Origin of the sequence: Amycolatopsis australiensis (assembly GCF_900119165.1) — a bacterium.
GTDB classification, from domain to species: domain Bacteria; phylum Actinomycetota; class Actinomycetes; order Mycobacteriales; family Pseudonocardiaceae; genus Amycolatopsis; species Amycolatopsis australiensis.
The window spans coordinates 8,981,322-9,000,299 of sequence record NZ_FPJG01000006.1; the positions used below are offsets into that span (position 1 = coordinate 8,981,322).

At 72.6% G+C, this 18,978-nt stretch carries 19 protein-coding genes; 9 read left to right on the plus strand and 10 right to left on the minus strand.

Going from position 1 to position 18,978, the window contains the following annotated elements; all coding sequences use genetic code 11:
- Position 1 precedes the first annotated feature (1 nt).
- Entirely contained in the window at positions 2 to 670 is a 669-nt protein-coding gene (locus BT341_RS42720) for a DUF4142 domain-containing protein (RefSeq protein WP_072481616.1), read from the minus strand.
- A gap of 238 nt (positions 671 to 908) precedes the next feature.
- Between BT341_RS42720 and BT341_RS42725 the strand changes: the two genes are divergently transcribed.
- Positions 909 to 1,487, plus strand: coding sequence for a sigma-70 family RNA polymerase sigma factor (locus tag BT341_RS42725; RefSeq protein WP_072481617.1), 579 nt, complete (start codon positions 909 to 911; stop codon positions 1,485 to 1,487).
- A 721-nt stretch (positions 1,488 to 2,208) separates the two neighbouring features.
- Here BT341_RS42725 and BT341_RS47585 read toward each other — a convergent pair.
- Positions 2,209 to 2,343, minus strand: coding sequence for a hypothetical protein (locus BT341_RS47585; RefSeq protein ID WP_281256033.1), 135 nt, complete (start codon positions 2,341 to 2,343; stop codon positions 2,209 to 2,211).
- A gap of 107 nt (positions 2,344 to 2,450) precedes the next feature.
- Here BT341_RS47585 and BT341_RS42730 point away from each other — a divergent pair, with 107 nt between their 5' ends.
- From BT341_RS42730 to BT341_RS42740, 3 genes are all read left to right on the plus strand, one after another.
- Positions 2,451 to 5,297 carry a helix-turn-helix transcriptional regulator gene (locus BT341_RS42730; protein WP_072481618.1) on the plus strand — a complete coding sequence of 949 codons (2,847 nt, stop codon included), beginning with the start codon at positions 2,451 to 2,453 and terminating at the stop codon, positions 5,295 to 5,297.
- A gap of 31 nt (positions 5,298 to 5,328) precedes the next feature.
- On the plus strand, positions 5,329 to 6,441 hold the full coding sequence (sfnG, locus tag BT341_RS42735) for a dimethylsulfone monooxygenase SfnG (protein WP_072481619.1): 1,113 nt from the start codon (positions 5,329 to 5,331) through the stop codon (positions 6,439 to 6,441).
- A 64-nt stretch (positions 6,442 to 6,505) separates the two neighbouring features.
- Positions 6,506 to 7,747 carry an SLC13 family permease gene (locus BT341_RS42740; RefSeq protein ID WP_072481620.1) on the plus strand — a complete coding sequence of 414 codons (1,242 nt, stop codon included), beginning with the start codon at positions 6,506 to 6,508 and terminating at the stop codon, positions 7,745 to 7,747.
- Here BT341_RS42740 and BT341_RS42745 read toward each other — a convergent pair.
- The 4 genes from BT341_RS42745 to BT341_RS42760 all read right to left on the minus strand — a co-directional run bounded on the left by BT341_RS42745 (position 7,731) and on the right by BT341_RS42760 (position 12,377).
- Positions 7,731 to 9,473 (minus strand): hypothetical protein, encoded by a 1,743-nt coding sequence (locus tag BT341_RS42745; RefSeq protein ID WP_072481621.1) that lies wholly within the window; start codon positions 9,471 to 9,473, stop codon positions 7,731 to 7,733. The genes BT341_RS42740 and BT341_RS42745 overlap by 17 nt on opposite strands.
- 184 nt (positions 9,474 to 9,657) lie before the next feature.
- The gene (locus tag BT341_RS42750) at positions 9,658 to 10,812 is read right to left on the minus strand and encodes a bifunctional RNase H/acid phosphatase (protein ID WP_072481622.1); all 1,155 of its coding nucleotides are present in this window, start codon (positions 10,810 to 10,812) and stop codon (positions 9,658 to 9,660) included.
- The gene (locus BT341_RS42755) at positions 10,809 to 11,546 is read right to left on the minus strand and encodes a zinc ribbon domain-containing protein (RefSeq protein ID WP_072481623.1); all 738 of its coding nucleotides are present in this window, start codon (positions 11,544 to 11,546) and stop codon (positions 10,809 to 10,811) included. The genes BT341_RS42750 and BT341_RS42755 overlap by 4 nt, the downstream gene beginning before the upstream one ends.
- A gap of 9 nt (positions 11,547 to 11,555) precedes the next feature.
- Positions 11,556 to 12,377 carry a Nif3-like dinuclear metal center hexameric protein gene (locus BT341_RS42760; RefSeq protein ID WP_072481624.1) on the minus strand — a complete coding sequence of 274 codons (822 nt, stop codon included), beginning with the start codon at positions 12,375 to 12,377 and terminating at the stop codon, positions 11,556 to 11,558.
- Positions 12,378 to 12,408: 31 nt separating this feature from the next.
- On the opposite strand from BT341_RS42760, the gene BT341_RS42765 reads away from it, so the two are divergent.
- The gene (locus tag BT341_RS42765; RefSeq protein WP_072481625.1) at positions 12,409 to 12,966 is read left to right on the plus strand and encodes a chorismate mutase; all 558 of its coding nucleotides are present in this window, start codon (positions 12,409 to 12,411) and stop codon (positions 12,964 to 12,966) included.
- Positions 12,967 to 13,181: 215 nt separating this feature from the next.
- Here the strand turns inward: BT341_RS42765 and BT341_RS42770 are convergent, their stop codons facing one another.
- Complete coding sequence (locus tag BT341_RS42770; RefSeq protein ID WP_072481626.1) at positions 13,182 to 13,373, minus strand: hypothetical protein; 192 nt, start codon at positions 13,371 to 13,373, stop codon at positions 13,182 to 13,184.
- Between the two features lie 89 nt (positions 13,374 to 13,462).
- Between BT341_RS42770 and BT341_RS42775 the strand changes: the two genes are divergently transcribed.
- Both BT341_RS42775 and BT341_RS42780 read left to right on the plus strand, forming a co-directional pair.
- On the plus strand, positions 13,463 to 13,924 hold the full coding sequence (locus BT341_RS42775) for a low molecular weight protein-tyrosine-phosphatase (protein WP_072482492.1): 462 nt from the start codon (positions 13,463 to 13,465) through the stop codon (positions 13,922 to 13,924).
- A 49-nt stretch (positions 13,925 to 13,973) separates the two neighbouring features.
- Positions 13,974 to 14,801: an SURF1 family cytochrome oxidase biogenesis protein gene (locus tag BT341_RS42780; protein ID WP_072481627.1), complete on the plus strand. Its 828-nt coding sequence runs from the start codon at positions 13,974 to 13,976 to the stop codon at positions 14,799 to 14,801.
- Between the two features lie 36 nt (positions 14,802 to 14,837).
- Here BT341_RS42780 and BT341_RS42785 read toward each other — a convergent pair whose 3' ends face one another.
- The 3 genes from BT341_RS42785 to BT341_RS42795 all read right to left on the minus strand — a co-directional run bounded on the left by BT341_RS42785 (position 14,838) and on the right by BT341_RS42795 (position 16,961).
- Positions 14,838 to 15,275: a hypothetical protein gene (locus BT341_RS42785; RefSeq protein ID WP_072481628.1), complete on the minus strand. Its 438-nt coding sequence runs from the start codon at positions 15,273 to 15,275 to the stop codon at positions 14,838 to 14,840.
- 65 nt (positions 15,276 to 15,340) lie between these two features.
- Entirely contained in the window at positions 15,341 to 16,237 is an 897-nt protein-coding gene (locus BT341_RS42790; RefSeq protein WP_072481629.1) for a cobalamin biosynthesis protein CobD/CbiB, read from the minus strand.
- A gap of 40 nt (positions 16,238 to 16,277) precedes the next feature.
- Entirely contained in the window at positions 16,278 to 16,961 is a 684-nt protein-coding gene (locus BT341_RS42795) for a FadR/GntR family transcriptional regulator (RefSeq protein WP_072482493.1), read from the minus strand.
- Between the two features lie 103 nt (positions 16,962 to 17,064).
- Here BT341_RS42795 and BT341_RS42800 point away from each other — a divergent pair, with 103 nt between their 5' ends.
- Together BT341_RS42800 and BT341_RS42805 are read left to right on the plus strand one after the other, a co-directional pair.
- Positions 17,065 to 17,562, plus strand: a complete 498-nt coding sequence (locus BT341_RS42800) for a gluconokinase (protein ID WP_072481630.1) — start codon at positions 17,065 to 17,067, stop codon at positions 17,560 to 17,562.
- Positions 17,559 to 18,926, plus strand: coding sequence for a GntT/GntP/DsdX family permease (locus BT341_RS42805; protein ID WP_072481631.1), 1,368 nt, complete (start codon positions 17,559 to 17,561; stop codon positions 18,924 to 18,926). Before BT341_RS42800 ends, BT341_RS42805 begins: the two co-directional genes overlap by 4 nt.
- Positions 18,927 to 18,978 lie beyond the last annotated feature (52 nt).

The following is an 18,978-nucleotide window of genomic DNA, read 5'->3' on the forward strand; positions in this document are numbered from 1 at the left end:
CTTACCTCCGGGTGCGCGGCGAGGTCCTGCCGGGGGTTCCGAGCAGGCGGAGCAGGCCGAACGTGGCGACGGCGGCGAGGGCCACGAAGACGGCGGCGAGGGCGACGTCTCCGCCGCCGAGGGTGTCGTCCTCGGTGGCGGAGACGAGCAGGGACGTGGTTTCGGCGAGCCCGGTGCTCTCCAGCAGCGTCAGGTGGCCGAGCGTGGTGTCGACGGCGGTCTGGGCGAACGCGCGGACGTCGTCGTCGCGGGTGCCCGCACGGACGTCGGAGGCGAGCCCGAAGAGGGTGCCGTACTCGGCGCGCAGGCGGTTGACGTAGGCGCGGTCGAACGCGTCGCCGGAGCCGGCGGCGATCCCGTCCGCCCAGCCGCGTTCCTGCTCGCTCGGCTCGGCCGGGAGGGTGACGGCGAGCCGGTCGGCGACCGCGCGCAGGGCGACGTCGAGGCGGGCCTGGTCGTCGGCGATGCGCCCGGCGACCGCGCGGACGCGCCGGTCGGCCGCGCGCTCGGCGGCGAGCCTGCTGACCGGCGTGGCCCAGAGCGTGTGCTGCTTCAGGCGCGTCAGCAAGGTGCGGTCGGTTTGCTGCAGCTCACCGGCGGACGCGGGGAAGACCACGCCCGCCAGCAGCGCGGCCGCGGCGGCGATCAGGGCCACGAATCGGAACGGCATCCCCGTTGTCCCTTCGCGAAGGAGTCCTCACCGGGAGTTACGGGAAGAAGGTGTGATCCGGTTCTCACCGTCACCTTTTAGTGACTGTGACCTGTATCACAGTACAAATTCTTCGAAAGTCGTCACAGCGATGACGGCTAATGGCCGCCGGGAAACTCATGCATATGGCCTATTAAGTGCTTTTGCGCTACGCTCCGAAGGCCCCACGGTCCGCCAGTCAGGTGAGGTTGCGAGCTTTATGGAAGCACTGGGCAGAGAAAGTCGCGGCCACGTCGGCCCCGCGTGCACCGCCACCGCCGTGCGGCCGCGCCCCGACCGGGGAGACGACCTCGTCCCGTTGCTGTACAAGGACTTCCGCGCCACGCTGTTCACGCAGGTACTGGCCCTGACCAACCACGACCGGCAGTGGACCGAGGACGTGGTGCAGGAGACCATGATCCGCGCGTGGCAGCACTCCGACACGCTCGAACGCGAGCCGGGAATGCTGCGCGGCTGGCTGCTCACGGTGGCGCGGCGGATCGTCATCGACGGCTGGCGAAATCGCCGGGTACGCCCGCAGGAGGTCGCTCTGGAGATCCCGGAAAACGCCGAGTCAGCCGACCGCACGGACCGTTCGTTAGCCGCACTAACGATTAGCCGGGCATTGTCGGAACTCGACGAGAAATATCAGTCCGTCATCGTGGAGACGTACCTGGCCGGAAACACCGTCCGGCAGGCGGCGGCAATTCTGGGAATTCCCGAGGGAACGGTGAAATCGCGCCTGTACACGGCGATGCGGCAATTGCGGAAGGCACTCGGCGAAGTGGCGGCGCGATGAGGGAGAAACACCGCGACGCGGCGGCCTACGGGCTGGGGGTCCTCGACGATCCGGAAGAGTTCGAAGCCCATCTCGGCGGTTGCGCCCGGTGCCGGGAGTTGCTGGGCGGGTTCGACCCGGTGGTCGGAGCGTTGGACCAGGCGGTGCGGCTGGGGTATCTGCCCGGCGGAGGCGATCCTCCGGCCGCGGGTGGTTCCGGTCTGTCGGCTCCCGGTGGTTCCGGCCCGGCTGCCGATGACTCGGGCTCCGGCCCTGCGGCTTCCGGTCCTCCGATCCCCGGCGCTTCCGGTGGTTCCGGCCCGGCTGCCGGTCTCCCGGCTTCCGGTGGTCCCCGCTCGGCTCCCGGCGCTCCGGCTTCCGGTGGTTCCGGCCCGGCTCCGGCTCCGGGTCCCGCTCGCTCCCGGGCTTCCGGTGGTCCCCCGCTCCGGCTCCCCCGGCCGGCTCCGGCTTCCGGTGGTTCCGGCCCGGCTGCCGGTCTCCCGGCTTCCGGTGGTCCCCGCTCGGCTCCCGGCGCTCCGGCTTCCGGTGGTTCCGGCCCGGCTCCCGGCGCTCCGGTCTCCGGCGGGTCCCACCCGAACTCCGGCGCGCTCAGGGGCTCCGGCCCGACTGCCGGTCCGTCGGCTCCCGATGGCTCCGGCCCTACCGCTCCCGGCGCTTCCGATCGGGCTCCCGGCGGTCCCGCACCCGGCGACCACCCGCCCGGCACCGAACCCCGGTCCGGCTACCCGCTGCCCGATTCCGGGGCCGCGCGGCGCCGGAAGGCGTTCGTCTCCGGCCTGGCCGGCACCGTCGTGGTGGTCGGCGTGGCCGTCGCGGTGATGCGGGCGGCCACCGCGAGGATCCGGTTCGCGTCCATCGTCTCCCCTGCTCGCGTCGTGGCCGGTACCGGCTCTGACCTGCGGGATCTCCCGTGCCGGGCCGGTTTCCAGTAGTCTGCCCCAACCCAACATGAAAGTCCTTACGGTGGATACCGAAGTAAATCCCGAGCACCCCCTCGGCGGGGCTTCGGTACCGAAGCGCCCCGTCCCGCGGCTCCCCGGCCGCGAGCCCGAGCTCAGCCGCCTGACCAGCCTGTTCCCCGCCGCGCTCGGGGGGCGGGCCGCCAGTGCCGTGCTCGTCGGCGAGTTCGGCATGGGCAAGACCGCCACCCTGCACGCCGCCGCCGCGCTGGCCGCGGACGCCGGCTTCACCGTCGCGATCGCCACCGGGTCGCGCCTGGAAAGCCACCTCGCCGGTGGCGTGGCCCGCCAGCTGGCCGATGCGCTCGCCGTGCCCGGCACCCCGCGCCCGCCCACCGGCGACCTCTGCGGGCCGGCCGGTGAGAGCGAGGCGCTCGACCTCTTCTTCCGGATCGTCCGGGAGGCCACCGGACGAGGTCCGCTGTTCCTCGGCATCGACAACGTCCACCTCGCCGACGCCTGGTCCATGCGGTGCCTCGCCTACATCCGGCACCGCGTGCTCGACCTGCCGGTGCTGATCGTCCTGACGTCCCTGATCGGCCACCCGCCGCACAACGAGGTCGCGCTGCTGGAGATGGCCGGCTGCACTCCGGCGACGATCACCCTGAACGGCCTCGGCGACGCGGGCGCGGCGGAGATCCTCGGCCTCGCGCCGGGCGAGCTGGCCACCGCCTGCCGCGAGGCGACCGGCGGCAACCCGTACCTGCTCCAGGCGCTGCGGCCGCGGCTGCTGCCGGGCGCGGACCCGCACGAGCTCGGCTCGTCGCTGATCGGGCAGGTGCTCCACACGCGGATGCAGGAGTTCCCGCACGCACCGGCGATCCTGCACGCGGCCGCGATCCTCGGCGAAGACGCGGACTTCGACCTGCTGGCCCGGCTCGCCGGCGTCGACGAGCTCGACGCGCTGCAGGCGATCGACACCATGGTCCGGCTGCACGTGCTCAGCAACAGCGACCGCCCGGCGCTGACCTACTCGTTCGCCCGCAACTCCGTCCTCAAGGACATGCCGCGCACCACGCGGGCGGTCAACCACGCGCGAGCGGCGAAACTGCTGGCCGAGACCGGCGCGCCGCCCGAACGGGTCGCCGCGCACCTGCTCGAAGCCACGTCGATCCGGATCCCGTGGGGTGTCGACGTGCTGCGGCTGAGCGCGCGCAACGCCGTGTTCTCCGGACGGCCCGAGCCGGCCGCGGCCTACCTGCGGCGCGCGCTGGAGGAACGGCTGACGTCCGGAGCCCGGGTGGCCGTGCTGCTGCAGCTCGCGCACGCCGAGTTCCAGCTCGACCCGCCCGCCGCGGCGATGCGGGTGCGGGAAGCCGTCGACACGGTCGGCAACCGCGAGACGGCGGCGTTCATCGCCACCGCGATGCTGCTGTCGCTGTGCGGCGGCCAGGACGCCCGGCTCGCGATCAGCGCGGCGGGCCAGATCGCCGCGCGGCTCGACGCCGGCGGCCCGGACGCCGTGTGGCCGCTGCTGTGCATGACCTACCTGGCCGAGGCCGGCAGCAGGCTCGGCCCGCCGCCGGAGTTCCGCGACTTCGAGGAGCAGTGGGCGCCGCTGACCGACCCGGCCGCGCAGCGCAGCCGTTCGGCGCTGCTGGCGCTGGACGCCGTCCGCAGCGGCGAATCGGCGCAGGAGGCCGTCGGCCACTTCGCGGACGCGCTGAGTCTCACCGCGGCTCCGCCGCGGGCCGGGGACTCCGCCACCCGGAGCCCCCGGGAGCAGGTCGGCGGCGACGGCGATCTCTTCGAGCAGCACTACTTCTTCACGCTCGCCACCGCGGTGCTCGCGGACGAGCCGGCGCACATCGACCGGCTGTGCCGGGTCCTCGACGTCGAGCGGGAGCCGTGGGACGTGCACGTGCCGCACGGCGCGCTGCCCACCCTGGCCCGCGGGATCGCCCTGCAGGCCAGCGGCGACCTGCAGCGGGCGAGCGTGCACTTCGAGTCGCTGCTGCGCCGGTTCGACGAGCGTGGCGGGACGACGACGTGCCCGGTCGGCGTGCTGTGCGCGGCGAAGCTCGTCGAGTGCTGGGTCGACCTGGGCCGGTTCGAGGCGGCGACGTCGCTGCTCGACCGGATGGACTTCGTGGCCAGCCAGGGTCTGTTCACCCACACGTACCTGCTGTACGCGCGCGGCCGCCTGCGCGTCGCGACCGGGTACACGCGGTTCGGGTTCGAGGACCTGCTCAGCTGCGGGCGGCGGCTCGCGCACCACGGCATGCGGTTCCCGGGGTTCGTGCCGTGGCGCGCGCACGCGGCGCGGGCGGCGCTGGCGCTCGGCCAGGCCGACGACGCGGTGCGGCTGGCCGAGGAGGACATCACCGCGTCGGCCCGCTGGGGCGCGCCGCGGCCGCTGGGCACGGCGCTGACGACGCTCGGGCTGGTCCGCGAGGACGACGAAGCCGAGCGGGCGCTGAACAAGGCGATCACGACGCTGCGGTCGTCGCCGGCCCGGCTCCAGCTGGCGACGGCGCTGACCGAGCTGGGCACGCTGCACGCGCGGCACGGGCAGTCCGAGAAGGCGATCGAGACGCTGCGGCAGGCGGTCGAGCTGAGCGAGCACTGCGGCGCGCGTCCGCTGGCCCGGCGGGCGGCGGAGGAGCTGCGTTCGGCGCGCCGGGCGCTGACGCCCGCCAAGGACAACGAACACGGCTTGACGCGGCAGGAAAACCGGATCGCCGTGATGGCCGCGCAGGGCCTGACGAACCGCGAGATCGCGACGGCGCTGCACCTGACGCGGCGGACGGTGGAGCTGCACCTGTCGGGCGCGTACCGCAAGCTCGGCATTCCGGGACGCGCGGAACTCGGTGGGGCGCTGGCCAAGTCCCACCGTGCGGACGCGCGTTGACCGTCCGGTCCGTCGTTGCTCTACTCGGGCCATGTCGCTCGAAGAGCCGTTGAAATTCGCCTACTGGGTCCCGAACGTGAGCGGTGGCCTCGTCACGTCCGACATCGAACAGCGGACGGACTGGGGTTACGAGTACAACAAGGAGCTGGCTGTCCTCGCCGAGAACAGCGGCTTCGAGTATGCGCTTTCCCAAGTGCGCTACACCGCCAGCTACGGCGCCGCGTACCAGCACGAGTCGACCGGGTTCAGCCTGGCGCTGCTGCTCGCGACGCAGCGGCTCAAGGTGATCGCGGCCGTCCATCCTGGACTGTGGCACCCGGGCGTGCTGGCGAAGTTCATCGCCAGCGCCGACGTCATCTCGGGCGGCCGCGCGGCGGTGAACGTGGTGAGCGGCTGGTTCAAGGGCGAGTTCACCGGTCTGGGTGAGCCGTGGCTGGAGCACGACGAGCGGTACCGGCGGTCGGAGGAGTTCATCCGCGTGCTGCGCGAGCTGTGGACGAACGACCACGCGGAGTTCCGCGGCGACTTCTACCGCATCCACGACTTCGACATCAAGCCGAAGCCGGTGGCGGCCCCGCACCCGGAGATCTTCCAGGGCGGCAATTCGACGGCGGCCCGCAAGCTCGCCGGCGCCGTGTCGGACTGGTACTTCAGCAACGGCAAGGACTTCGACGGGTTCACCGAGCAGGTCGAGGAGGTGCGCGGCTACGCGGCCGCGAACCAGCGGACTGTCCGATTCGGACTGAACGGGTTCGTGATCGCCCGGTCGACGGAGAGCGAAGCCAAGGCGGTGCTGAAGGAGATCGTCGAGAAGGCGAACGTCGAGGCGGTCGAGGGATTCCGCGCGGCGGTGGCACAGGCCGGCAAGTCCACATCGGACTCGAAGGGTATGTGGGCCGATTCGGAGTTCGAGGACCTGGTGCAGTACAACGACGGCTTCCGCACGAAGCTGATCGGCACGCCGGAGCAGATCGCGGAGCGAGCGATCGAGTACAAGAAGCGCGGGGCCTCGCTGTTGCTGCTCGGGTTCCTGCACTATCTCGAGGATGTGGAGTACTTCGGCAAGCACGTGCTGCCGGTGATCCGCGAGAAGGAGAAGGACCTCGCCCGCGGGGCGGCCACTCCGGAGCCACTGGGAGTTTGACGGCCGGGCCCGGCCCGCGGGGGCGCCCCGCGGGCGGCCCGGAGTCGTCGATTAGCGTGGGTGCGTGAACTTCTGGGCTGGGGCGGGAAGCCTGGCGCTGCTGGCCGGTGTGCTCCTCTTCGCGATCGTGCGGCCGCGTGGCTGGCCGGAAGCCGTCGCCGCCGTTCCCGCTGCCGGAATCGCTCTGCTGCTCGGGCTCGTTTCGCCCGCCGCCGCCGGGCAGCGGGCTGTCGAGATCCTGCCCACTCTGGGCTTTCTGGCCGCCATTCTCCTCTTGTCCTTTTTGGCCAGTGTCGACGGCGTCTTCACCTGGCTCGGCAACCGGCTCGCCGAAGCCTGTCACGGCAGCCCGCGGCGGCTGCTCGTCCTCACCTTCGCCGCGGCCGCCGGGGTCACCGCGATCCTCAGCCTGGACGCCACCGTCGTCCTGCTCACCCCCGTCGTCCTCGCGACCGCGACCGGCCTCGAACTGCCCGCCCGGCCGCACGTCTACGCCTGCGCCCACCTGGCCAACTCCGCGTCGACGCTGCTGCCCGTCTCCAACCTGACCAACCTGCTCGCCTTCGCCGCGTCGGGGCTGACCTTCGCCGGGTTCACCGCCCTGATGGCCCTGCCGTGGCTGGTCACCCTGGCCATCGAGCTGGTCGTCTTCCTGCGCTTCTTCGCCGCCGACCTGAAACCGCGCGAAACCGCCGAGCCGCGGCAGCACCTCAAAACGCCGACGTTCTCGCTGGTCGTCCTCGGCCTGACGCTCGCCGGGTTCGCCGTCGGCCAGCTCGGCCACGTCGAGCCGGGCTGGATCGCCGCGCTGGCCGCGCTGATCCTCGGGGTCCGCGCCCTCGCGCAGGGGAAGATCAAGCCGTGGCAGCTGGTCAGCGAGGCCGCGCCGCAGCTGTGCCTGTTCGTGCTCGGGCTGGCCGTCGTGGTCGAGGCCGTGTCCGAGCACGTTCTCGGCGGCCTGCTGCGTGACATCCTGCCGTCGACGACGGGCCTGGTCGACCTGCTGGTCGCGGCCGGGGTGGCGGCGCTGCTGGCCAACCTGGTCAACAACCTGCCGGCGACGCTGATCCTGCTGTCCGTGCTGGGCCCGCACCCGGCGCCGGGCGTCCTGCTGGCGGTGCTGCTGGGCGTCAACATCGGCCCGAACGCGACCTACCTCGGCTCGCTGGCCACCCTGCTGTGGCGCCGGACGCTCCCGAAGCCGCCTTCGGCCCGGACGTTCCACGCGCTCGGCGCGCTCACGACGCCGCTGTGCCTGGCCGCGGCCACCGTCGCCCTCTGGCTGGGCCTCAGCTGGGCATCCTGAGCGTCTGGCCCGGCTTCATCGTCGGCCCGCAGTCGTCCAGCGGGCCGCCGAAGCGGTCGGCCGCCACCTCCGGGATCGTCTTCGCCGCGTAGTCCTGCGCCGCCTTCAGCTTCGCCGGGTCGGTCACCGCGTCCTTGCGGACCCAGTCGCCGTTGCGGAGGCCCTCGATCGGCGACGAGTAGATCAGCACGTAGTCGCGGTCGAGACGCGGGTCGAGCGCGATGCCGTTGCCCGCCGCCCAGGGACCCCACGAGTGGATGAACGTCGGCTTCACCGTGTCGAACACGTAGTTGCGCAGGCCGGCCAGGTCGTTGTCGTGCACGAGGTCCGCGATCGGCTTGTTGACCAGGCCCGCCATGTCGACCAGCTCGAGCCGGCTGGTCATCGACGAGCCGCCGAGGTCCGGCAGCAGCAGCGACGCCTTCTGGATGCCCAGGATGTCCGCGTACGTGTTGAACCCGCGGCCGAAGCGGTCCGCCACCAGGCACGCCGTGATGTTCGGGTTCTTCGCGAACTTGTCCGCAGCGGCCGCGAAGCCGACCGCCGACGGGACGAACGCCGCCACCAGCACGACCACGATCCCGGCCCGCAGCAGCGCCCGCCGGTGCCGCAGCAGCTCACCCGCCGACAACGTCCCCGCGATGACGGCCAGCGGCCACACCGGGCTGGCGAACCGGTGCTGGTACATCCAGTCGGCGACCATCACGCCGTACGCGGTGATCCCCAGCGCCAGCGGCACCAGCAACGCGACCAGCGACCGCCGCCACGGCGCCTTGACCAGCGCGAACCCGATGACCAAGGCGAGCACGACCACGCCGGCCCAGCCCGCGTAGCCGGCCAGCTCGAACGGCCGCTTCACGGCGTCGAAGCCGGGCAGGCCCTGCTGCTTGGCCACCGACGGGTTGGCCAGCAGCCGGCCGAACTCGGCGTGCCGCCAGACGACGTACGCGCCGAACGGCACGGCGAACGCCGCCACCGACAGCAGCGCCAGCCGGAAGCTCTTCCAGAACAGGCCCTTGCGCAGCAGGAACAGCGCGGCCAGCGGGTACGCGCCCGCGTAGATCAGGCCTTCCGGGCGGGTCAGCGCGGCGAACGCGACCAGCACGCCGGACCACAACGCGACCTTCGGGGTGAGCAGGCGCTCCCGGCGGACCGCCACGAACAGCGTCACGGCCAGCGTGACCACCGCGAACGCGAACAGCGAGTTCTCCAGGCCGGAGACGACCCAGATCACGAACGACGGGATCGTCGCCAGCGTCAGGCCGACGATCAGCGTCGCCAGCCACGCGAAGCGCGTGAAGATCTGCTTCGCCGCGATGTGGCACGCCGTCAGGATGCCCGCGGTGAACAGCAGGCCCAGCGCCTTCGGGAACAGGACGTAGTCCGGGATGCCGAAGAGCGTGCCGTGGTCGAAGAGGCCGACGAGCTTGCCGAGGCCGAGCAGCACCATCCACGTCGGGTCGGAGAAGCCCTCGACCGGCGGGGCGCCCGGCTGCAGCACCGGGCCGAGGCCGTCGGCGAAGCTGCGGGCGTAGGAGAAGGTGATGGCGGCGTCGTCGACGATCCAGTGGCCGTAGCGGGTCGCGTGGCCGGCCACGGCCGCGACGCCGGCGAGCACGGCCAGCACCGGAGCCAGCCGTGCGCCCCAGCCCCGCGCGGTCGTGGCGGGTGCCGGGTCCTCGGGGAGGTCGCTGGGGGAAGTCTCGGTGAGTGCGCTAGCCGTCATGTCCTCGTCACTGTTCCGCCCGCAGGCTTCTGCCGGTGGGATACGCGCGAGCTGGCGCCCCCTTGAGTGGACCCGATGGCGGATCCGCCGCCGCGGCGACGCGGTCGAGACACTGTAGCCAATACCCCATCAGGGGGCGGCCACGCGTCGGCATTGAGCGTGATCCACCCCACATTTCAGCCGGTCAGGACAGGTGCGAGGTGTCGTTGACCAACCGGACCGAAGCGTTCCCGTCCGGGTAGAACTCGACGATCGACAGCGACGCCAGGTCCAGGTGCAGCCGGAACAGCAGCTGCGGGCCGGCGTCGAGGCCCATCCGGAGCAGCGTCTTGATCGGCGTCACGTGGCTGACCAGGAGCAACGTCCGGCCGCCGTGCTCGGCGATCAGCTCGTCGCGGGCCTTGCGGACGCGCCGGTGGACGACGTCGAAGCTCTCCCCGCCGGGTGGCGGCACCGAGCTGTCGCCCAGCCACGCGCGGTGCAGCTCGGGGTCGCGCTCGGCCGCTTCGGCGAACGTCAGGCCCTCCCACTCGCCGAAGTCGGTCTCGATGAGGCCGGGGTGGGTCTCGACGCGGCCGCCGAGCGCGTCGGCGACGGCCTGGGCGGTCTGCATCGTGCGGGTCAGCGGCGAGGAGACGATCGGGACGGCCTCGCCGTCGACGACCAGGCCGTCCATCGCGGCCAGCCGCTTCGCCGCCGCGGCGGCCTGCGCGTGGCCGGTCTCGGTCAGCGGGACGTCGCCGCGGCCGGAGTAGCGGCGCAGCGCCGACATCTCCGTCTGGCCGTGGCGCAGCAGGAGCAGCCGGGTCGGGGTGCCCTGCGCGCCGGTCCACGCGGTCGTCGCGCGGTCCGGGCGCCGGGTCGGCAGCTTCGGCGTGGCGGCGGCACCGGTTTTCGCGGCGGTGCCGGGCCGGCCGGCGGCGGGCTTCCCGGTGGCGGCGTCCATGGCCTCGTTCGCCAGCCGGTCGGCGTGGGCGTTCTGCGCGCGCGGGATCCACTCGTACGCGACGCGCGAGAACCCGGCGGCCAGCTCCTTGGCCCGCTCGGCCAGCGGCTGCATGTCGGCGTGCTTGATCTTCCAGCGCCCGGACATCTGCTCGACCACGAGCTTCGAGTCCATCCGGACGTCCACAATGGACGCTCCGAGTTCGGCCGCGGCGGTCAGCCCGGCGATCAGGCCCTGGTATTCGGCGACGTTGTTGGTGACGACGCCGAGGCTTTCCTTGCGCTCGGCGAGGACGTCACCCGTGCCGGCGTCGCGCACCACGGCGCCGTAGCCGGCTGGGCCCGGGTTACCTCGGGAACCGCCGTCGGCTTCCACGATGACGTGCGAGGTCACAGACCCGACTCCAGGGTCCGGACCAGGATCGCGCCGCAGTTCTCGCACTGGATGACGTCGTCCTCCGGCGCGGCCTTGATCTCGTTGATCGTGTTGCGGTCCAGCTCCAGCTGGCAGGCGCCGCAGCGGCGGGCACGCAGCAGCGCGGCCCCGATGCCCTTGTGCTCGCGGACCCGCTCGTACAGCTTGAGCAGCGGTTCCGGGAAGCGCGGCAGCAGCTTCGCGCGGTCTTCGTCGCGGCGCGCGCGGGTGGTGTCGAGGTCCTTGAACGCCTCGTCGCGGCGGGCGATCGCGGCGGCGACCTCGGCCTCGGCCTTGTCGACCTCGGCGCCGGTGCGCTGGGCGTCCAGGCCGAGGGCCTCACGCTGTTCCATCAGCTCCAGCAGGTCGTCTTCGAGCGCGCTCTGGCGGCGTTCCAGCGACTGCAGCTCGTGCTCGATGTCGGTCATCTGCTTCGAGTTCACCGAGCCGGACGCCAGGAGCTTGCGGTCGCGGTCCTCGCGGGCGCGGACCGACTCGATCTCCTTCTCCTGCCGGGCGATCTCGCGGTCGAGATCGGACGCGGCGGTCTGGACCGACACGAGCGCGTCGCGGCGCTCGCGGACGGTCTTCTCCCCCGCGTCGATCTCGGCCAGCTCGGGCAGGGTGCGGCGGCGGTGCGCGGTGCGCGAGAGCTCGGCGTCCACCTTGGCGAGCTCGAGCAACTGGCGCTGCACGGCGGGTTCGGCCTTCACGGTGCTCCTCTAAATCGATGTGCGCTCGGCGCGGACGGTCCACGGGTCGGTGCACCGCGTGGACACGTGAACGTCGACGTTACCCGCAAACGCGTGCCCGATGACCGCCGAGGCCTGCGCGCACCACGGCCATTCGCTGGCCCAGTGGGTCAGCCCGACCAGCGCGGGCACCCGGCCGGGGTGCGCGAGGTGCTCACCGGCGGGGTGATGCCGCAGGTCGGCGGTGACGAAGGCGTCGACGCCGGCCGCGGTGGCCTGCGTGAGGTAGGAGTCGCCGGCGCCGCCGGACACGGCGACGGTGCGGATCGGGCGGTCCGGGTCGCCGGCCCCGAGCACGCCGGGCACGGTCGCGGGCAGGGCGTCGGCGACGCGCTGGACGAACGTCGCGAACGGCTCGGGCGCGGGCAGTTCACCGAGGCGGCCGATGCCGGTGACGCCGTCGGCGTGGGGTGCCAGCGGGCCGGTGACGCGCAGCCCGATGGCCTGCGCGAGGGCGTCCGAGACGCCGGGGTCGGCGGAGTCGGCGTTGGTGTGCGCGCAGTAGAGGGCGATGCCCGCGCGGATCATGCGGTGCACCAGCGCGCCCTTGGCGGTGTCGGCGGGCACGCCGTGCACGCCGCGCAGCAGCAGCGGGTGGTGCGCGACGATCAGCTGCGCGCCGAGCTGTTCGGCTTCCTCGACGGTCTCGGCGACCGGGTCGACGCAGCAGAGCACGCGCGTGACCGGCTCGGCGGGGTCGCCGCAGACGAGGCCGACGGCGTCCCACGACTCGGCGAGCGCGGGCGGGTAGGCCTGCTCCAGGGCGGTGATGATTTCGGAAAGGGCGGGCACCGGGGGATCTTCGCATGTACGGTGCCGGGCCATGCGGGTACTGGTGGTGCTCCTGGCGGTGGTCTCCGGTCTGGTCCTGGCCTCGGTCCCGGCTTCGGCTTCGGGGTCGTCGCTGTGGCGGCTGACGGACCTGGCGGCCCAGCGCGTCCGCATCGCGGACAAGGTGGCGGCGGCGAAGTACGGCACGCCGTCACCGATCGACGACCCGGCGCGCGAGCAGCAGATCTACGACTCGGTGGCCGCACGTGCCCCGGGTCTCGGCCTCGACCCGGCGGACGCGGTGCGCTTCTTCCGCGCCCAGATCGAGGCGAACAAGCTGGTCCAGCGCGGGCTGTACGCGCGGTGGGACGCGCACCCGTCCTCGGCGCCCAGGACGCGGCCGGACCTGGGCGAGATCCGCCCGGTGATCGACCGCCTCAACACGGACCTGCTGACGGAACTGGCGGCGACGCGGCCGGCCCGCACGGCCCGGTCGTGCCCGGCGCACGAGCTGGTGGCGGCGGGAGTGGCGGACGTGGTGCACCACTTCGACGCCCTGCACGCGCGGGCACTGACCGGAGCCGCCCGGGCGGCCTGCATCACCCGTTAAGGGCGCTCCGGCGGCGGGGGGCACCGCCGCCGCGAGCGCCGGTGGAGCGTCAGTTGCAGTTGCCGCAGCAGCCGCAGCCCTGACCAGTGCACTTCGAGCAGCATCCGTGCATGATCGCTCTCCTTCCGGTTCACGTCCTCGCGCGATCGACGCTAAGTGCCCGGCGCGGCCCCGGGGTACCGCCGAGCGAGCGGGTGACCGGGTGAACCCGGTGGTTACGCTGACGACGTGCCGCACATCGTCTTCGCCGTGGTGGCGACGGCGACCTGCCTGGTGCAGGCGTAGGCCGAGAGCAATTGCTTCGGCGTCACGCACAGGTCCGTTTCGGCCTGGCTGCCGTCGGAGTTCGGGATGCCCGCCTTCTCGCGGACCTTCTTGGCGATGTACGACGGCCGGGGCGAGAACAATGGTGCGCTTGACCATCTTGCCCCTCTTGCCGCGCCTGTGAGGTGGCCAAGCCGGCACAGTTACGCTCCGGAGCGTGAAGGACGAAAAGGTGCCGAAGCTGGTCTTCGTCTGCTCCGGCAACATCTGCCGCTCCCCGATGGCCGAGCTGGTGTTCCGTGCCCGGCTCGAAGACGCCGGGCTGGCCGACGCCGTTCGCGTCGCCAGCGCCGGCACCGGTCCGTGGCACGTCGGGGAGCCCGCCGACAAGCGCGCCCGGGCGACGTTGAAGGCGCACGGCTACCCCACCGCGCACGTCGCCTCCGAGGTGTCGGATGACGACCTCGCCGCCGACCTGCTGCTGGCCGCCGACTCGGGGCACGCCGAATTCCTGCGCTCGCGCGTCGACGACCCCGCGAAGGTGCGGCTGCTGCGGTCGTTCGACCCGTCGGCTCCCGAAGGCGCCGAGGTCCCGGACCCCTACTACGGCGGTGACGACGGCTTCGAGGACGTCCTCGCCATGATCGAACGCTCGGTGCCCGGCCTGCTCGAGTGGGTCCGTTCGCGCGGCTGAAAGTCACACCGGCGGGCGGCCCGGGCGGGGCACGGCCTACCGTGGTGGGGTGCGGTTGCGGTTCCTGCTCCGGCCCGGGTGGCTGGCTCTGACGGCGGTGGTGTTCACCTTCGCCATCTGCTGCTTCACGCTGCTTTCCCCCTGGCAGTTCAGCCGCAACGCCGAGCGCGAGCAGCAGAACGCCGCGCTGGAGGCGTCGTTCACCGCGCCGCCCGTGCCGCTCGCCCAGCTGCTGCCGCCCGGCTCCGCGCCCGATCAGCGGACCGAATGGCACCTCGTCTCGATCACCGGCCGGTACCTGCCGGACAAGGAGGTCGTCGCGCGGCTGCGAACCGTCCAGGGTGAGGGTGCCTTCGAGGTGCTGACGCCGATGCGGACCACCGACGGGACGGTCGTCCTGATCGACCGGGGGTACGTGCGGCTCGACAGCAAGTCCGGCGCGCTGCCGTTCGCGCCGCCGCCGCCGGGGACCGTGCAGGTCACCGCGCGGGTGCGCAGCGACGAGACCGACCCGAAGAACCGCGACGCCTTCGCCGACGCCTCGACCGGCGGGCAGCTGCAGAGCTACGTCGTCGACTCGCGGGTGGTCGCGCGGGCCGGGCACCTCGACATCCGGCCCGGGTACTTCCAGCTCGACACCGGCCAGCCCGGCGTGCTGGGCGCGCTGCCGCTGCCGCAGACCGACTCGGGGCCGTTCCTGTCGTACGCGCTGCAGTGGATCGCCTTCGGGGCGATGGCGCTGCTCGGCTGGCTGTACTTCACCGTGCGGGAGCTGAAGCCGGGCGGGGCGCTGGCGACGTCCGAGCCGACGCGCCGCAAGTCCGTCGCCGAGATCCTGGCCGAGGACGAACTGGCCGAAAGCGGCCGGCAGCAGTAGGCGCCCGGCGTGGCCGCGGCCACGCCGGGACGCCCGTCAGCCGCCGCAGGCCGCGACCGGTTGCACGTCCAAGAAGGCGTCGATGGTCTCCCCGGTGGTGTGGTTGACCGCGTGCGCGGTCATGTGCTGGACGGTGCCCGGCTGGTTGGCCGTCGGGTGCTGCTCCCGGATCCCGGTGGTGGCCGAGACGTCGTCGCCGGTGAAGAAGACCAGCCCGTTGTCGGCGAAGGTGATCGTCCAGACCTGACCGGCGACGTTCGTGTGGATCTCGAACTCCTCGCCGACGACGAACGAGCCGCCCGGGCCGTCGTCGTCGTGCTTGGACTTCAGCGTCCACGACGTGCCGAGGGTGCCGACGTCGTCCTTCTCGTAAGTGGGGCCGCAGCGCCGGCCCTGGGCTTCGGCGTTCCCGGTCACGCCGAGGGTGAGCAGGCTCGCGGCGACCACGCCGGCCGCAATGTGCTTGTACCGCACGGATTCCTCCCGTTTCGTTGTGAAGCGTCGCTACGCCCGTCGATACGGGGAGGAGTTACAGCGCTTCAGCGGAAGCGGCGCCGGAAACCGGTCAGCACGGCCAGCACCACCGAAGTCACCCCGGCCAGCCAGCCCACCACCCGGGACAGCTCGACCGCCCGCGTGACGTGGCCCGCGTCCGGGTTGCGGCCCACGCCCAGCACCGGCAGCTCCGCCACCCCGTGCGGGTACACCGTCCGGCCGCCGACGCGGATCTCCAGCGCGCCCGCGAACGCCGCCTCGACGCGGCCCGCGTTCGGGCTCGGGTGGGCGATCGTGTCGCGGCGCCACGCCCGCCACGCGCCGCCCGCCGAGCCGCCCACCACCGGGGCCGCCAGCACCGTCAGTGCCGCCGCCACGCGGGTCGGGACCAGGTGGACCAGCTCGTCGAGCCGGTCGATCGCCCAGTGGCCCCGGCCGCCCGCGCGGGCGCGGCGCAGCAGGCTCACCGCCCGCGCGCCCAGCAGCCCCGGCACGCCCGCCACCGCGCCCCACACCAGCGGGGCGACGACCGCGTCCGACGTGTTCTCCGCCAGCGTCTCCACCGAGGCGCGGGACAGCGCGATCGCGCCGAGCCCGTCGGCCACCCGGGGGTCCAGTTCGGACAGTGTCGAGCGCGCCGGTTCGAAGCGGCACTCCTCGAGGTCGCGGGCCAGTTCCGTGCCCTGCATCGCCAGCCCGGCCGCGCCGAGGACCGCCCACGTCGACACCGCCGTCGCCGACGCCTGCACCAGCGGGCGGCCGCGGCCGGCCCGTTCGAGCAGCACGCCGCCCGCGACCAGGGCGGCGGCCAGTGCCGCGCCCGAGCCCGGGCGGTGCGCCAGACGGCGGAACGCCGTCACCGGCAGCCGACGGCGCGGGTCGCCGAGAGCGCCGTCGGCCGCCACACCCAACACCAGTCCGATCGCGCGCGCCGCGCTCACCCATGCCCCCCGGCAGCAGAAAGTCCCGTCGCCGACGAGGCTACTCGACCAGTGCCGCGATCTCCTCGCGCGCCTGGACGACGATGTCCCGCATCGCCCGCTCCGCCCGGTCCGCGTCCCCCTCGGCCACCGCCGCGGCCACCTCGGCGTGCAGCGCCACGGCCTCCGGCTGCGGCTCCGGTGGCATCAGCCCGTGCCCGGTCCGCCCGGTCAGCACCTCCGCCACGACCTCGGACAGCTGGGCGAACATCGGGTTCCGCGACGCGGTCAGCAGCAGGTCGTGGAAGGCGATGTCGAAGCCGAGGAACGTGGTGAGGTCGCGGGCCTTCGCCGTCCGGGCCAGCCGCTCGCCCAGTGCGCCGAGCCGGCCACGCTCCTCCGGTGTCGCGCGCAGGGCGGCGTACCGCGCCGCGCACGGCTCGATCGCCGAGCGCAGCTCGTTGAGCGTCGCGAGTGCCGCCGGGCGCGCGGGCCCGTCGAGCTGCCAGCGGATCAGCCGCGGGTCGTAGTGGTTCCACTCGGCCGGTTCCCGGACGATCACGCCGACCCGCCGCTTGCTGCTGGTCAGCTGCATCGTCTCGAGCACGCGGACGACTTCGCGCGCGACCGTCCGCGAAGCGCCGAAGCGCTCCTGAAGCTCTTCGGAGCGCAAGACGGTGCCCGGCGCCAGGGAGCCGTTCGCGATCGCCGCGCCCAGCGCGTCCAGGACCTGCTCGTGCCTCACGAAGCCCAACCTAGCCGTCTGATTCGATTAAGTAGTACTTCATCTTGAATAAGTAGTACTTTTGAGCTTGACTCACCTGGGCACAACGAAGTGGGAGGTGCGGATGACCGTCATCGTGGTGATGGGGGTGTCAGGCTCCGGCAAGACGACGATCGGCACGGCGCTCGCGCGGGCACTGGACGTCGGCTACGCCGAGGCGGACACGTTCCATCCGAAGGCCAACATCGAGAAGATGACCGCCGGCCACCCGCTGACCGACGAAGACCGTGCCCCCTGGCTCGAAGCCATCGCCGGCTGGATCCGCGACCACCAGGCCGGCGGCGGCGTCGTGACGTCCTCGGCGCTCAAGCGCCGGTACCGCGACGTGCTGAGAAGCGGTGGCGACGTCTGGTTCGCCCACCTCCAGGTCGACCGCGCGCTCCTGGCCGAGCGCATGAAGACCCGCACCGGTCACTTCATGCCGGTGTCGCTGCTGGACTCGCAGCTCGCCGACCTGGAGCCCCTCCAGCCGGACGAGTCCGGCGCCGTCTTCGACAACACGGGCGGCACTCCCCAGGAGATCACCGAAGCCGTCCTGACCGCATTCCGGGAGCGCTCATGACCACCACCCTCGCCGCCGCCTGGACCGGCCACGACACGCGCCTGATCGTCGCGACGGTCGTCGCGATCGCCGTGATCGTCGTGCTGATCACGAAGGTGAAGCTGCACCCGTTCCTGTCGCTCGTCCTCGGCTCGCTCGTGCTCGGCCTGACCGCCGGGATGCCGGTCGACAAGCTGCTCAAGAGCTTCACGAACGGCGTCGGCAGCACGGTCGCGTCCGTCGGCATCCTGATCGCCCTCGGCGCGATGCTCGGCAAGCTGCTGGCCGACTCCGGTGGCGCCGACCAGATCGTCGACACCGTGCTCGGCAAGGCCCGCGGCGGCGCGCTGCCCTGGGCGATGGCGCTCGTGGCGGCGCTGATCGGGCTGCCGATGTTCTTCGAGATCGGGCTCGTCATGCTCATCCCGGTGGTGCTGCTGGCGGCCAAGCGCACCGGGAAACCGTTGCTGCTGCTGGGGATTCCGGCCGTCGCCGGGCTCTCGGTGCTGCACGGCCTCGTCCCGCCGCACCCCGGCCCGCTCGCCGCGGCGGGCGCGCTCAACGCGAACGTCGGGGTGACGCTAGCGTTCGGCCTGCTCGTCGGCATCCCGACGCTGGTCGTCGCCGGCCCGCTGTTCGCCCGCGTCGCGGCCCGGCTGGTGCCGGACGCGCAGCCGCCCGAGCGGCTCATCCCCGAGCGCGCCGACACGGACAAGCCGCGGCCCAGCTTCGCCGCCACGCTCACGACGGTCCTGCTGCCGGTCGTGCTCATGCTCGCGAAGGCGCTTTCCGACATCCTGCTGGGCAAGGGAGCCCAGGCCCGCAAGGTCCTCGACTTCGTCGGCGACCCGCTGATCGCGCTGCTGGCCGCCGTGCTGGTCGGCATGGTGCTGCTCGGCCGGCCGGCCGGGCTGGGCCGCGCGCGGCTGTCCACCGTGGTCGCCGACTCGCTGGGCCCGATCGCCGGGATCATCCTGATCGTCGGCGCGGGCGGCGGGTTCAAGCAGACGCTGGTCGACGCGGGCGTGGGCGACGTCATCACGGGCCTGGCCAAGGACGCGGACCTGTCGCCGCTGCTGCTCGGCTGGCTGGTCGCGGTGGCGATCCGGCTGGCCACCGGCTCGGCCACGGTGGCGACGGTCTCCGCGGCGGGCATCGTGGCCCCGCTGGCCGCGGGGATGGACCCGTCGCACAGCGCGCTGCTGGTGCTCGCGATCGGCGCCGGGTCGCTGTTCTTCTCGCACGTCAACGACGCCGGGTTCTGGCTGGTCAAGGAGTACTTCGGCCTGTCGGTCGGCCAGACACTGAAGAGCTGGTCGGTGATGGAGACGCTGATCTCCGTGGTCGCGATCGCGCTGATCCTGCCGCTGTCGCTGATCGTTTAGCCGCGAACGAAGGCCGTCACCCCACCGCGGGTGGCGGCCTTCTTCACGGGTT